Origin of the sequence: Methylobacterium sp. ARG-1 (assembly GCF_001262595.1) — a bacterium.
Taxonomy (GTDB): domain Bacteria; phylum Pseudomonadota; class Alphaproteobacteria; order Rhizobiales; family Beijerinckiaceae; genus Methylobacterium; species Methylobacterium brachiatum.
This window is the reverse complement of record NZ_LHCD01000014.1, coordinates 1-13792: the sequence shown is the minus strand read 5'-3', so window position 1 is coordinate 13792 and position 13792 is coordinate 1. Positions and strand designations below refer to the sequence as shown.

Here is a 13792-nt window from a genome sequence, read left to right as displayed (position 1 = left end):
ATCGGTTGTGTGGATGCGCGCATGCGTCCCGACCGAGGACTTCCCTAAGGCCGCGGTTCGAACTGAAGAAGCCTTCCGCGGGACGCGCCATGCTGCAGCTGCCGGATATTCTCTCCGACGCCGACGCGCAGCACCCTCGTGCCGTCGGGTGTTCGCCCCTGCGCGCCGCGCAGGCGGGCCTCTGGCGCTACGATGGCGCGCATCTGCGGTTCTCCCGCGAAGCGGCCCGGATCCTGGGGATTCCCGAGGCGGATCGCAGCTCGGGACTGCCGCTCGGTCACGCCGCGGCGTTCGTGCATCCGGAGGATCGCCACGCCGTCCTCGCAGCGATCCGGCTGTTCCGTGAGGCGGGCGGGCCTTTGCGCACGACCTTCCGGACCGCGCCGGTGGCTGGAACGGTCCGGACGGTCCTGATGCAGGGGCGCTTCGAGGCGGGGGAGGGGGGGCGTCGCCGCTTCGGCCACGGCCTTGTCCTCACCCTCGCCGACGATGCGGAATCCGCGCCGGACAGCACCGCTCTCCTGACCAGCATCGAGCTGGTCCTGGCTGCCCGCCGAACCCTGCAGGCGGCCGGCACCGCACCGTCGGCGGCGCTGCTGGCGATGGATTCGCTGTTGATGATGCTCGGCCGAGAGGTGGCGGCGACCTTGGCGGCCGACACCGTGGCCTGAGCCGCTGCAATCCGCGCTGCAAGATTTGCGGCGAGCGCCCTAGGCGGCATCCCGCGCGGCGGTGCGCAGCTGTTGCGTGGCGCTGTCCGCCTGCTCGGCCGACTGGGCGATCCGTTCGAGGTTGGTGGTGATCGCGCCGACGCCCTGAGCGGCCGTCTGCATGCTGGCCGACATCTCGCGCGTGACCGCCGATTGCTGCTCGACGGCGCTCGAGATCGCGGTCGCGACCTCGTTGAGCCTCACAATCGTGTCCTGGATCGAGCCGATCGCCTCCACGGCCCCCTGGGTCGCATCCTGACTCCCGGTGATCTGCGTGCCGATCTGCTCGGTGGCCCGGGCGGTCTGGTTGGCGAGTTCCTTCACCTCCGCGGCGACCACCGCGAAACCGCGACCGGCCTCGCCGGCGCGGGCGGCCTCGATCGTGGCGTTCAGGGCCAGCAGGTTGGTCTGCGCCGCGATGCTCTGGATCAGCGCGACGACTTCGCCGATCTGGGCCGCCGACGCGCTGAGGCCGGCGATGATCCGGTGCGTCTCCCGGGCTTGGCCCACGGCCTGCTCGGAGATCTCCGATGCCTGCGTGACCTGCGCGCTGATCTCCGCGACGGAGGCGGCGAGCTCCTCGGCGCCCGAGGCCATCGTCTGGATGTCGCCGGAGACATGTGCCGATGCCTGGACCGCCTGCCCGGCCTGGTGCGAGACGCCGGAGGCGGCGTCCGCGATGGCGTTCAGGTCGTGGGTGATCGTGTCCTGCAACGCCGCTCGGCGTCGGCGCTCCAGCACCGCGGCGGTGACGTCGGTGGCGAACTTGACGATCCGGAGTAAGCGTCCGTCCCGGTCGAAGATCGGGTTGTAGCTGCCCTGAATGAAGACCTCGCGCCCGCCTTTGGCGAGACGCCTGTACTCGGCCATCTGGTACTCGCCGCGACGCAGACTGTCCCAGAAGCGCCGGTATTCGGCACTGTTGCGCTCGGTCGGGTCGATGAACAGGCTGTGGTGGCGGCCCTGAACCTCCTCCAAGCGATACCCCAGCGTGGTCAGGAAATTGTCGTTCGCGGTCAGAACCGTGCCGTCGAGCGCGAACTCGATCACCGCCTGAGACCGGTTGATTGCGGCGATCTGGCCCTCATACCCGATGGTGCGCATGACCTGCTCGGTCACGTCGCTCGCAAACTTGACGACCTTGATCGGCTTGCCGCCCCGGCCGAGGATCGGGGTGTAGGTCGCCTGGAGCCAGATCTCGCGGCCAGCCTTGCCGATGCGCTTGAACTCGCCCGCCTGGAAGTCGCCGTGCCGGAGCGCCGCCCAGAACGCGCGATAGGCGTCGCTCTCGCGATAGGCCGGGTCGACCAGAATCGCATGAGACCGGCCGCGGACCTCGTCGAGGCTGTAGCCGACCGCGTCGAGGAAGTTCTTGTTGGCCGTGAGGATCGTGCCGTCGAGCGCGAATTCAATAATCGCCTGGGACCGGTCCAGCGCCTCCAATTTCGCGTGGAGATCCCTCGAAAACAGCATGCCCATGGGTCGTTCAGGTCTCTAGTGCTGGCTCAGCGGCAGTGGTTCAGGTCTGGCGCGTGCCGGACGTGTGTCTAAGAAAAGACGATGACATCTTGCCGTTAACGGAGCGCTAAGGCCTCGAGTCAAGTGCCATCTGTATAAGTCTGAAATTTTTTCGTTGTCATAAATAATCGATATGTATTATATTTATAAGATCATGATATTTACGAGATCTGTTACACGGAATTTAGAATCATTCGTATCGACTCGCGCCGAGAGGCCCTGTATCCGACCGACAAGCCTCAGCCGTATTGGTATTTGCACGATCGGCCCGTCCGGGACGCACCCGATCGTACCCCCGGCCGATCGTGCGGACCGGGGATGCGGATCTTCGGCGACCTCAGCGCGGGGCAGCCGTCGGCTTGAAGCTCCACAATTCGGTCGGCAGGGCGATCGGCGCGCCCTCCTTGTAGAAGGCCGAATCCTGAATGTGCGAGGTCGTGACGTAGAGGGTCCCGTCCGGTCCCTGGCTGAACGTGTCCGGCCAGCGCAGCCGCGGATCCTGCACCAGCGTGGTCAGTCCGGCCTGCTTGGAGGCGAGGTCGCGGACCTTGATCGAATCATCCTGCGGCGAGGTCACGTAGAGGCGGCTGCCGTCGTGATCGATCAGCAGCCCGTCGGCCGGGCCGTTCTCGCCGACCGTGACGATCTTGCCGGCCAGGGTCCTGTCGGCCAGCGCCTCCGGCATCATCGGGGCCGTCAGCCAGCCGGTCAGCGTATCGGTCGGCAGGCTGTACAGCGTCTTGCCCTTGATCGCCTGCCAGTAGAGCGTCTTGCCGTCCGGCGAGAGGGCGATGCCGTCGGCCGAGAACTCGACGCCGCGTCCGTCCGGCCGCCGGAGCGGCTTGCCGTCATAGGTCACGGTTACGGCCGGGTCGGGCATGGTGGCGGGCACCCCCGCCAGAAGCCGCTTGGCCTTGCCGGACTCGATATCGACCACCACCAGCGCGCCCTCTGCACCGGAATCGGTGAGGTAGGCGGTCTTGCCGTCCGGCGAGATCCGCACGTCGTTCAGGTAGGATCCCTGCGGGGCCACCGATGGGTCGAACGCGATCGTCTTGGCGACCGCGTTGGTCTTCAGGTCGATCGACACCAGCTTCGGGCCGTCCTTGACCACGGCCGCCATGGCGGGGGCGGCGGCATCGACCACCCAGAGCCGGCCCTGCTTGTCGGCGACCACACTCTGCACGCAGACGAAATGGGTCTTGGGGTCGACCGCGTCCTTGCGGGCGTTGCGCCAGCTGTTCCACTCCCCATCAGGGTAGGGGACGGGCTTCCCGTCCTTCAGCTCTGCCACCGAGACAGCGAATCCTCGGTCCAGCGCGGGAAGTTCACGAAGATCCGGCCGTCCTGCGCCACGGTCACGCCGGTGACCTGATGCTGGAACCGGGCGACCTGCGTCAGCGCTGATGATCCGGCCGGTGGAGACGTCGCGGCCACGGGCTCCTGCGCCAGGGCCGGCCCGGCGACGGTGCAGAGGAAGAGAGGCAGCAGGGTACGGGCGGCCGGGCTGGTCATGCGGGAGCAATCCTGAGATCGGAGCGATGGTCTCGAAGCCCCGGTCCTGGCGGACCGGGGTCGTGTCGGTGGTATCGAGCGCGGGGCGCGGGCTCAGTTCGGGTGGAAGACCACCTTCACGCAGCCATCGGCCTTGTCCCGGAAGGTCTTGTAGAGGTCCGGGCCGTCGGCGAGGTCGGTCGAGCGGTGGGTGATCATCGATGTCATGTCGAACTTGCCCGCCTGGATCAGCTTTGTGAGCGTCTCCAGGTAGCGCTTCACGTGGGTCTGTCCGCTCTTGAGGGTCAGGCCCTTCTGGACGATCGAGCCCATGTTGACCGGCACCGGGCCGCCATAGACGCCCGGCACCGAGACGATCCCGCAGGGCCGCACCGCCTTGATCGCCTCGGCCAGCGCGTAGGGCCGCTCGGTGGAGGTCAGCTTCTCCTGAAGGGTCGAGAGCACGCCGGTGAGGCCGCCATGGCCGGCGCTCGCCTCCATGCCGACGCAGTCGATCACGCCGTCGGCGCCCTGGCCCTTGCTGATCTCCTGGATCCGCTCGAACACGTCCTCGTTCATGAAGTCGATGACGTCGGTGGCGCCGGATTTCTTCGCCAGGGCGAGCCGCTCCGGCACGGTGTCGATGGCGATGATGCGCCCGGCGCCCATGATCCTGGCGGATTGGATCGCGAACAAGCCGACGGGGCCGGCGCCCCAGATCGCGATGATCTCGCCACCCTGGATCTCGCAATGCTCGGCGCCCTGCCAGCCGGTGGGCAGGATGTCGGTGAGGAACAGGACCGACTCGTCATCCATGCCGTCCGGCACCTTCATGGGCGCCACGTCGGCCATGGGGACGCGCACGTATTCGGCCTGACCGCCGGCATAGCCGCCGGTGAGGTGCGAGTAGCCGAACAGCCCGGCGGTCGGGTAGCCGAACTGCGCGGCCGCCATCTCGCCGTTGCGGTTCGAGCGCTCGCAGACCGACCAGTTTCCGAGCTTGCATTGGCGGCAGGCGCCGCAATTGATGTTGAACGGGACGACGATTCGGTCGCCCTTCCGGAACTTGGTGAAACCCTGGCCGACCTCGACGACCTCGCCCATGAACTCGTGACCGAGCACATCCCCGGATTTCATGGTCGGCATCTGGCCGTCCATCAGGTGGAGATCCGAGCCGCAGATCGCGCAGCTCGTCACCTTGATGATCACGTCGCGGGAATCCTCGATCACCGGATCCGGGACCGTGTCGCAGCGGATGTCGTTTTTGCCGTGCCAGCAGAGTGCCTTCATGGCGTCGGTTCTCCAGATCGCGGGGGGAGCGCAGAAGCAGGACGCGGCCGCGCCGGACCAGATCCCGGGTGATGCGGTTGGATTCCGCGCCGACGCACGGGCGTCCTGCCGCTCGCGGTGTCGCTGGCGAGCCAAGGCACGCGCCGGAATCCGGTTCCCGCGGCATTCCGCGCCACGGCCGTCGCCCAGCCATGCTCGGACGGATCGGACAGTGTCCGTGGAACCGGGGCGGGACCTCATCCTGTTAATGACCATCCCTCTTGCGCGCCGGTTCCGCGAGGCCGGCCCTTGGACGGTCCGCGATCGCCGGGGCCGCTTCTCCGCCCACGACGTCCCAACCGAGGTCTCATGCCGAACAGCCCGATCCTGCAGCCGGTCACTATCGGCGACCTGACCCTCAAGAACCGCGTGGTGATGGCGCCGCTCACCCGCAGCCGCTCCAACAACGAGGGCGTGCCGCCGGATTTCGCAGCCGATTATTACGGCCAGCGCTCCAATGCGGGCCTGATCATCTCGGAGGCGACCAACATCTCACCGCAGGGTGTCGGCTACGCCTATACGCCGGGCATCTGGTCGGACGCGCAGGTCGAGGCTTGGTCGCGGATCGTGAAGACGGTTCATACCAATGACGGGCTGATCTTCCTGCAGCTCTGGCATACCGGCCGGATCTCGCATCCCGAGCTCCAGCCCGGCGGTGAGCTCCCGGTCTCCGCCTCCGCGATCAAGCCGGAGGGGACCGCGTTCACACAGGAGGGCATGAAGCCCCACGTGACGCCGCGGGCGCTCGAGACCGACGAGATCCCGGGGATCGTCGCCGATTACCGGCGGGCCGCGGAGAACGCCAAGCGGGCGGGCTTCGACGGCGTCGAGATCCATTCGGCCAACAATTACCTGCTCGAGCAATTCGTCCGGGACTCCACCAACACGCGCACCGACCGCTACGGCGGCTCGATCGAGAACCGCCTGCGCTTTCCCCTGGAGGTGGTCCGGGCGGTCACCGATGTTTGGGGTGGCGGCGCCCGGGTCGGCATCCGGCTCTCGCCGGCGACCACGCAGCCCGGCGAGACGCCGCTCGATTCCGACCCGCATGCCACCTACGGCGCCTATGTCGATGCGTTGAACGGCTTCGGCCTGCTCTACGTCCACACGATCGAGGGCGTGACCCAGCAGACCCGCGACGTGCCGGACGGGATCGACTTCCTCGACCTGCGCCGCCGGTTCAAGGGGGCCTATATCGGCAACAATCAGCTGACCCTGGATCTCGCCGAGAAGGAGCTGGCCGAGGGGCGGGCCGACCTGTTCAGCTTCGGCCGGCCCTACATCGCCAATCCCGACCTCGTGGGTCGTCTCGCCAGCGGCGCCCCCCTGGCCGAGGCGCCCAAGCCCTACTGGTATGGCGGCGGCAGCAACGGCTACTCGGATTGGCCCGGTATGAATGGCCCGGTTCCGGTGCGCCGCTGACGAAGCCGGAATGACGCTCCAGCGGGACGCTTCCGCCCGCCGGAGCGCCGTACCTGTCCGAAAATGTTTCACGGGAAACATTTTGGGGTTCACGCTTTCACAACCAGTTCGGCGGCCGGTCCGGGCCGCCGAAGACGGTATGGCCCGATCGGTCAGGCCGATTTCGCCCGGGACACCGCGGCGCCCGTCCCGATGCGGCGCACAGGCCCGGAGCGGGCGAGGTCGTTGATCGCGCCCAGGATCCCGCTCATCGCGTCCCGCGCCGCGAAGGCGGCCTGCAGGGCGCCGGCCTGCTTCCGAAAGCTCGGCGCGCCGAGCACCCGCGTCACCGCCTCGCGCAGGGCGTCCACGCCCGGCGTGTTGGTGGCGAGATTGATGCCGACGCCCGACCAGCCGATGCGGGCATTCACCTCCGCCTTGTCCTCGGTCAGGCCAGCCGAGACGATCGGCACGCCGTTCGAAAGCGCGAGCGAGACGCTGCCATAGCCGCCATTTGTGACGAGCACACTCACCCGCGGCAGCAACTCGCGAAACGGAAGGAAGCGCGCGACCCGCGTGTTCGGCGGGATCGGCCCGCGTAGGGCCTCGACGGGACGGCCGCCCGTGGTGGCCAGGACCAGGAGATCATCCCGGCCGGCGAGGGCGGCGAGCGTCGGCTCGACCAAGGTGCCGAAATCCGCGTTGGCGAGGGTGCCCTGGGTGACTAGGACCACGGGCTTGCCCGCCTCGTTGGCCCGCTCCAGCTCCGGCCACCAATCCGGCAGGGGTGCCGGCGGGGTCGGGGGCTGCAGCAGGCCAATGAAGCGGACGCCCGGAGGCAGCGTTCCGTAATCGTACTCGAAGCCCGGCACAGTCGGCTGCAGGAACAGGTCGGGCAGCACGACGATGGAGTGCGGCAGCGAGGCCGGCAGCGGCGACACGCCCAGCCGGGCGAGTTGCGCGTCCGCGTAGGCCCGGACCGGATTGGCGAAGGCTGCATCCATCCCGACCTTGAGCGCGGCGTAGCGCGCGAGCTCGGCCTGGTCGCGGGCCGGCGGGAGGCCCAGCCCGACCGGGGCGTGGTCCGGCCGGTCGAGGAACAGGATGCTGATATTGGCGGTGACGATCGGCGGCCTTGGTGCAGTGTCAAGGAGCAGCGGCAGCACGCCGAGGAACATGCTGCCCGCGACGATCACGTCCGGCGGATCCGCGGCGATCAGCGCCTTCAACGCCGCCGTCTGGACCGGCATCGGATCGATGAAGCGGCGCTGGAATTCGTGCCGGAAGCGCTCGGGCCCGGCCGGCAGCTCCGTCTCGAGATATCCGGCGGACTCGTTGTCCGCGTAGGGCGTGAAGCGCAGGCCGGCCTCTTCGACCTTCGCCTGGAAGACCGGATCGGTGAGCACGAGCACGTCGTCGCCCCGGGCTGCCGCGGCGCGGCCGATGGCGAGCATCGGGTTCACATGCCCGGTGAGCGGCGTTGCTGCGATCAGGATCTTCATGACGGCCTCCTTGGGCGAGGCCGAAATGGCGGCCTCGCGCCTCGTCGCGATCTCGGTGCCGCGCGCGAACGCGGCCCGGCCCCGAGTCCCATACGGTCAAATCGCGAGCAGACCTCTCGGGTTACCGGTCTCGGACCAGGATCGTGCGGCAGCGCACCAGGTCCGTCACTGGGCTTGGTTGATGTATTGTCGCTGGACGTCCTGATCTATTCCGGCTTGGGACGCGGCCTAATCCGCGACGATCACCCGGTTCGGCAATTCGTCCGGATCGTGCGGGCCGGCCGGGAGATGCTCGGCCAGGATGGCGCCGATCCGCTCGACCGCGACGGTCAGCCCGCCCTCGATCTCGCCGCCCGCCAGCGCACGGCCAAGCTCGGCCAGGATTCCGTCCCAGGACTCAGCCCGGATGCGCTGCAGCACGCCGAGATCCGTGACGATCTCGGCATGGCGCTCGGCCAGCGACAGGTAGAGCAGCACGCCGGTGCGGGACCGGGTGCGGCTCAGGCCGCGGGACCAGAAGGCCCGCTGCCCGGCCTCGCGGGCCCGGGCGCTGCGCAGCCGGCGCGGCACTAGGGCAAGCCGCAGCCGCGCATTCTGGCTGGCCGCCAGGATGGCCGCGACCAGGGCCGCCTGCGCCAGCAGGATCGTGGTCGCGCTCCAGCCGGTCAGCACGATCAGCGGCCAGGGCAGGATCAGCGCGGCGATCAGGGCCGTGAGCAGCACCACCGAGCGGTAGGCGCCCGCACGCCGGCTGATCATCACGACGATTTCGCCGGACGTGCCGGCCTCGGCCCGGGACACCGCCGCGGCCAGGCGCTGGCAGGCCGCGGGCGGGAGAATGTCGGCGATCCTACCAGTCACCCGAGGATCCCCCTCCGCCCGACGAGCCGCCCCCGCCGGAAAATCCGCCGCCGAAACCGCCCGACGAGCCGCCATCCGAAAAGCCGCCGCTCCATCCGCCGGAGCCGGGGCCCGGCAGGAACACGATGCCGCCGCCGCGACCGCCCCGCCCGCCCCCGCCGCCCCGGCTCATGCGCCAGGCCACGAACAGCACGACCAGGAACAGGATGACGAAGACTGCGACCTGCCGGGGATCCACCTCGTCGGCCCGGACCTGGGGCTTGCGCTGCCATTCCTCGGCATCGCCCGACAGGATCCCCAGGATCCCGTCGATGCCGGCATTGATCCCGCCGTAGTAATCCCCGGTCTTGAAGCGCGGCGTGATCGCGCCGGCGATGATCACCCGCGTGAGCGCGTCCGTCAGCGCCCCTTCAAGGCCGTAGCCGACCTCGATCCGCACCTTGCGCTCGCTCGGCGCCACCAGCAGCAGCGCGCCGTTGTTGGTCTTGGCCTGCCCGAGCTTCCAGTCCCGGAACAGGCGGTTGGCGAAGTCCTCGATGGTCGTGCCCTGGAGGTTGGGCACGGTCGCGACCACCACCTGGTCCGAGGTCTTGTCCTCGTGCGCCTTCAGCTTGGCCTCCAGGGCCGCGCGCTGGTCGGGCGTCAGAATGCCCGCGCCGTCGACCACGCGTCCGGTGAGCGGCGGGAAGGTCAGGTCGGCGGCGAGCGCCCCGACCGCGTAGACCGCCAGGCACCCGAACAGGACGACCAGCGCCAGGAACAGCCGCACCAGCGTCCCGGTGCTCAGGCCCATGAGCCGCATTGAAAGGTGCCGCTTCTAGAACTTCACGTTCGGCGGCCGGTCGGCATTCGGGGTTGCCGAGAAGGTCTCCATCGGCTTGGCCTCGGGATACAGGATCGCGGCAATCCAGCGGCCCGGGATGGTGCGCAACTCGGTGTTGTAGGCCTGGACCGCGCCGATATAGTCGCGCCGCGCCACGGCGATGCGGTTCTCGGTGCCTTCGAGCTGCGATTGCAGGGCCAGGAAGTTCTGGTTGGACTTCAGGTCGGGGTATTTCTCCACCGTGACCAGCAGGCGCCCGAGCGCGCCGGAGAGCTGGTTCTGCGCGTCCTGGAACTCCTTGAATTTCTGTGGATCGCTCACCGTCGAGGCGTCGACCTTCACGCTCGACGCCTTCGCCCGGGCCTCGGTGACGCCGATCAGCACGTCCTTCTCCTGCTGGGCATAGCCCTTCACGGTCTCGACCAGGTTGGGAATCAGGTCGGCGCGGCGCTGGTACTGGTTCTGCACCTCGCTCCAGGACGACTTGGCCTGCTCCTCGAGGGTCGGCACGCGGTTGACCGCGCCGCAGCCGGACAACCCGGTGGCAACCAGGAGGATCGTGAGCGCGCTCAGCAGGCGCGCCGCCGCGGATGTCGGGCGCAGCGCGCCCGCGTTCAGCATCGAGACCATTCAGGGTAGCTCCCTTCCGGGCGGGGCCCGGTACACGGATCATACTTCCGAGAGATAAGGCCTCGCATTGTCAAGGTAAGGCCTTCGCGCGATTCCGGTTTGAAAGGCTCGGGCTGCGATCCGATCGGCCGCCCGGCAACGGGCCTGGCGGGCGCGCGTTCGAGACAGCATGTGCGGGCATCGGCCCGACCCGAGCCCGAGAACCCGCGGAGAGACCCGGATGGATGCAGAACTTGCCGATCATGTCAGGGCGGCCGCCGCGGCGGCGCGGCGCCACGCGCTGGCCTTCCGGGCGCCGGTCGACAAGGACGCGCTGCCCTGGTCGGTGATCGAGGCCTTCGACGCCCGCGTCCGCGGCCATGTCGAGCGCGACCGGCGGATCGAGGAGGAGCGCGACCGGGTGCTGATCGCCGCGGTGAACCTGGCCGAGACCCCCGTCGAGGAGGGCGAGGACGCGATCGCGGCGGCCCGCGCCCATCTGGTCGACGCCATCGACTATCTGGAGCAGGCGGTCCTGCGCTTCGGCCTGGTCAACCGGCAGGGGGCCAAGCTCGGCCACGGCGCATATGGCCAACCGGTCGGCGCGCGGGACTGGCGCGGGCCGCAGGAGGCCGCCAAGAAAGGATCCTGAGCATTCGCGAGACGCTTCCCACCGCGGCGACCGTCAGCCGCCTCGACCTCAAGACGCTGCGCCTGTTCGCGGCGATCTGCGAGGCGGGAACGCTCAACGGCGCGGCCCGGCGGGCATCCATCGCGCCCTCGGCGGTGAGCAAGCGGCTGGCCGAGCTGGAGCACGCCCTGGGCTGCACGCTGCTCACCCGCGAGCCGCGGGGGATGCGCCTGACGCCGGCCGGCGAAACCCTGCTGCACCACACCCGCCGGATGCTGGCCAGCGCCGAGCAGATGGCGCTCGAACTCGCCGAGCACGCGCACGGGGTGCGCGGCTTCGTGCGGATGCTCGCCAACCTGTCGGCCATCGTCCAGTTCCTGCCCGAGGACCTCCAGACCTTCCTGGCCGCGCAGGAGCGGATCCGCGTCGACCTGGCGGAGCGGCCGAGCGGTGGCGTGGTGCTGGGCGTCGAGGAGGGCGCGGCCGATCTCGGGATCTGCGCCGGCGGCACCGACACCCGCTCGCTCGCCGCCTATCCGTATCGCGGCGACCGGCTGGTCCTGGTGATGCCCGCCGATCATCCGCTGAGCGGACGCGCGGCGGTCGCCCTCGCCGACACCCTCGATTACGATCATGTCGGCCTGCACGTCGAGAGCTCGATCCACGCGGCCCTGCGGGATGAGGCCCGGCGCCTAGGGCGGCCTCTACGGTTGCGGATCCACGTGCCGAGCTTTGACGGCATCTGCCGGATGGCCCAGGCCGGCATGGGCCTCGGCACGATTCCCGAGGGCGTTTACGCCCTGCTGGGTCCGCAGATGCGGCTCGCCGCGGTGCCGCTGACCGATCCGTGGGCCACGCGGACGCTGACCCTGGTGGTCCGGCCCGGCGCCCTGCCGCCCGCTGCCGCCTTGCTGCTGGATCACCTGCGCATGGCGGGCGGGTAGAGAGCCCGCTGCGTTCCCGTCCGGAGAACGCAGGCTGGCGCATCGCGTTTGGACATCGCCCGGAAGCCGGTCGTATCCTCCGGGCAAAGACAAGGAGAGAACGACGGTGTCAGGTCCGCTCAGCGGGATCCGTGTGCTGGAACTCGGTCAGCTCATCGCCGCCCCCTTCGCCACCAAGCTCCTGGCCGAGTTCGGTGCCGAGGTGATCAAGGTCGAGGCGCCGGAAGGTGGCGACCCCCTGCGCACCTGGCGCAAGATGCACGGCGACACCTCGCTGTGGTGGTATCTCCAGTCGCGCAACAAGAAGTCGATCGCCGTCAACCTCAAGACGCCGGAGGGGCTCGACATCGTCAAGCGCCTCGCCACCAGCGCCGACGTGGTGGTCGAGAATTTCCGGCCCGGCGGTCTGGAGAAGCTCGGGCTCGGCTGGGACGTGCTTTCATCCCTCAACCCGAAGCTCACGATGGTGCGAATCTCCGGCTACGGCCAGACCGGGCCCTATCGCGACCGGCCGGGCTTCGGCGCCATCGGCGAGGCCATGGGCGGACTGCGCTACACGACCGGTTCCCCCGACAGCCCCCCGGCCCGGGTCGGGGTCAGCATCGGCGATACCCTGGCCTCGCTCCACGGCGTGATCGGCGCGCTGATGTCGATCCTCAACGTCAAGGTGAACGGCGGCGCCGGGCAAGTCGTGGACGTCTCGTTGGTCGAGAGCGTGTTCAACGTCATGGAGAGCTTGGTCCCCGAATACGACCTGCTCGGTGAGATCCGCACCCGCACCGGCGGCGCGCTGCCCGGCATCACCCCGTCCAACACCTACCCGACGCAGGATGGCGGCTACGTCGTGATCGCGGGCAACAGCGATCCGATCTTCCGCCGGTTGATGACGGCCATCGGCCGCCCCGACCTCGCCGAGGATCCGCGGATGCGCTCGAACGAGGGCCGCTCGCAGCACGCCGCCATGCTGGACGGCGTGATCGGCGACTGGTCGAAGGCCCGCAGTGTCGCGGACGCCCTGGCCGCCCTCGACGCCGCGGACGTGCCGGCGGGGCGGATCTACTCGGTGGCCGACATCGTCGCCGACCCGCATTACCAGGCCCGCGACATGATCCTCGAGGCGGAGCTGCCCGGCGGCACCCAGGTGAAGATGCCCGGCATCGTGCCGAAGCTCTCGGGCACCCCCGGGGCGGTGCGCTGGCAAGGCCCGGCGCTCGGCGCCCATACCGACGCGGTCCTGGCCGATCTCGGCCTCGACCCGGCCGCGATCCGGACGCTGCGCGACGCGGGAGCCGTCAAATGAGCGACGCCACGATGCTGGTCCAGGAGGTCTCGCCCCGCGACGGCCTCCAGATCGAGGCCGCCTGGGTCGAGACCGCGGACAAGATCGCCCTGGTGGATGCGCTCTCGGATGCGGGCTTCTCCCGCATCGAGGTCTCGTCCTTCGTGTCGTCCAAGGCGGTACCGGCCCTGCACGACGCCGCCGAGCTGTTCGCCGGGATCCGCCGCCGGCCCGGTACGGTCTACGTGGCGCTCGTCCCGAACCCCAAGGGGGCCGAGCGGGCGCTCGCCGCCAAGGTCGACGAGATCAACCTCGTCGCCTCGGTGAGCGAGACCCACAACCGCGCCAATATGGGCATGAGCCCGGACGACTCGATCGCGGGCTTCGCCCGGATCATGGAGACCGTGACGGGCTCGTCGGTCCTGACCAACGCCACGGTCGCCACCGCCTTCGGCTGCCCGTTCGAGGGCGATCAGCCCGTCGACAAGGTGATCGCGCAGGTGGAGCGCTACCGCTCGCTCGGCATCACCGGCGTGACGCTCGCCGACACCACCGGCATGGCCAACCCGCGCCAGGTCGAGCGGCTCGTCGCCCGCGTCCTGGCGATCGTCCCGGCCGAGCATCTGACCCTGCACTTCCACAACACCCGCGGGGTCGGCCTCGCCAACGTGCTGGCCGCCTGGCAGGCGGG

Annotated in this window: 12 protein-coding genes and 1 pseudogene; 6 read left to right on the top strand and 7 right to left on the bottom strand. The window is 69.2% G+C overall.

Annotated elements, in window-relative coordinates; translation table 11 throughout:
* The first annotated feature begins 89 nt into the window (after positions 1–89).
* Positions 90–671: a hypothetical protein gene (locus tag AKJ13_RS14520; RefSeq protein ID WP_050733984.1), complete on the top strand. Its 582-nt coding sequence runs from the start codon at positions 90–92 to the stop codon at positions 669–671.
* A 39-nt stretch (positions 672–710) separates the two neighbouring features.
* On the opposite strand, the gene AKJ13_RS14515 is transcribed toward AKJ13_RS14520, so the two are convergent.
* The 3 genes and pseudogenes from AKJ13_RS14515 to AKJ13_RS14505 form a co-directional block, all read right to left on the bottom strand.
* The gene (locus AKJ13_RS14515; protein WP_050733983.1) at positions 711–2189 is read right to left on the bottom strand and encodes a PAS domain-containing methyl-accepting chemotaxis protein; all 1479 of its coding nucleotides are present in this window, start codon (positions 2187–2189) and stop codon (positions 711–713) included.
* 376 nt (positions 2190–2565) lie between these two features.
* A pseudogene (locus tag AKJ13_RS14510) lies at positions 2566–3743 on the bottom strand (L-dopachrome tautomerase-related protein).
* Between the two features lie 93 nt (positions 3744–3836).
* Positions 3837–5012 (bottom strand): zinc-dependent alcohol dehydrogenase, encoded by a 1176-nt coding sequence (locus AKJ13_RS14505; protein WP_050733982.1) that lies wholly within the window; start codon positions 5010–5012, stop codon positions 3837–3839.
* 348 nt (positions 5013–5360) lie between these two features.
* Here AKJ13_RS14505 and AKJ13_RS14500 point away from each other — a divergent pair, with 348 nt between their 5' ends.
* A complete protein-coding gene (locus tag AKJ13_RS14500; RefSeq protein ID WP_050733981.1) occupies positions 5361–6473 on the top strand; it encodes an alkene reductase in 1113 nt (370 codons plus the stop codon).
* A gap of 152 nt (positions 6474–6625) precedes the next feature.
* Here the strand turns inward: AKJ13_RS14500 and AKJ13_RS14495 are convergent, their stop codons facing one another.
* The 4 genes from AKJ13_RS14495 to AKJ13_RS14480 all read right to left on the bottom strand — a co-directional run bounded on the left by AKJ13_RS14495 (position 6626) and on the right by AKJ13_RS14480 (position 10268).
* A complete protein-coding gene (locus AKJ13_RS14495) occupies positions 6626–7954 on the bottom strand; it encodes a glycosyltransferase (protein ID WP_050733980.1) in 1329 nt (442 codons plus the stop codon).
* Positions 7955–8182: 228 nt separating this feature from the next.
* Complete coding sequence (locus AKJ13_RS14490) at positions 8183–8815, bottom strand: TPM domain-containing protein (protein ID WP_050733979.1); 633 nt, start codon at positions 8813–8815, stop codon at positions 8183–8185.
* Entirely contained in the window at positions 8805–9617 is an 813-nt protein-coding gene (locus tag AKJ13_RS14485) for a TPM domain-containing protein (protein WP_050733978.1), read from the bottom strand. The genes AKJ13_RS14490 and AKJ13_RS14485 overlap by 11 nt, the downstream gene beginning before the upstream one ends.
* 15 nt (positions 9618–9632) lie before the next feature.
* Positions 9633–10268, bottom strand: coding sequence for a LemA family protein (locus AKJ13_RS14480; protein ID WP_007560245.1), 636 nt, complete (start codon positions 10266–10268; stop codon positions 9633–9635).
* A gap of 220 nt (positions 10269–10488) precedes the next feature.
* Here AKJ13_RS14480 and AKJ13_RS14475 point away from each other — a divergent pair, with 220 nt between their 5' ends.
* From AKJ13_RS14475 to AKJ13_RS14460, 4 genes are all read left to right on the top strand, one after another.
* Positions 10489–10899, top strand: coding sequence for a hypothetical protein (locus AKJ13_RS14475; RefSeq protein WP_050733977.1), 411 nt, complete (start codon positions 10489–10491; stop codon positions 10897–10899).
* A gap of 2 nt (positions 10900–10901) precedes the next feature.
* Positions 10902–11822 carry a LysR substrate-binding domain-containing protein gene (locus AKJ13_RS14470; protein ID WP_144426256.1) on the top strand — a complete coding sequence of 307 codons (921 nt, stop codon included), beginning with the start codon at positions 10902–10904 and terminating at the stop codon, positions 11820–11822.
* 106 nt (positions 11823–11928) lie between these two features.
* Positions 11929–13122, top strand: a complete 1194-nt coding sequence (locus AKJ13_RS14465; protein WP_007560239.1) for a CaiB/BaiF CoA-transferase family protein — start codon at positions 11929–11931, stop codon at positions 13120–13122.
* Positions 13119–13792: hydroxymethylglutaryl-CoA lyase (locus AKJ13_RS14460; RefSeq protein ID WP_050733976.1), on the top strand; the 674-nt coding region annotated here is incomplete at its 3' end. The genes AKJ13_RS14465 and AKJ13_RS14460, both read left to right, overlap by 4 nt.

Excerpts from the sequence above, each read along its gene's own strand:
- AKJ13_RS14495 (WP_050733980.1), bottom strand. The coding sequence starts at position 7,954 with ATGAAGATCCTGATCGCAGCAACGCCGCTCACCGGGCATGTGAACCCG.
- AKJ13_RS14485 (WP_050733978.1), bottom strand. The coding sequence starts at position 9,617 with ATGCGGCTCATGGGCCTGAGCACCGGGACGCTGGTGCGGCTGTTCCTG.
- AKJ13_RS14480 (WP_007560245.1), bottom strand. The coding sequence starts at position 10,268 with ATGGTCTCGATGCTGAACGCGGGCGCGCTGCGCCCGACATCCGCGGCG.
- AKJ13_RS14520 (WP_050733984.1), top strand. The coding sequence starts at position 90 with ATGCTGCAGCTGCCGGATATTCTCTCCGACGCCGACGCGCAGCACCCT.
- AKJ13_RS14475 (WP_050733977.1), top strand. The coding sequence starts at position 10,489 with ATGGATGCAGAACTTGCCGATCATGTCAGGGCGGCCGCCGCGGCGGCG.
- AKJ13_RS14515 (WP_050733983.1), bottom strand. The coding sequence starts at position 2,189 with ATGGGCATGCTGTTTTCGAGGGATCTCCACGCGAAATTGGAGGCGCTG.
- AKJ13_RS14505 (WP_050733982.1), bottom strand. The coding sequence starts at position 5,012 with ATGAAGGCACTCTGCTGGCACGGCAAAAACGACATCCGCTGCGACACG.
- AKJ13_RS14500 (WP_050733981.1), top strand. The coding sequence starts at position 5,361 with ATGCCGAACAGCCCGATCCTGCAGCCGGTCACTATCGGCGACCTGACC.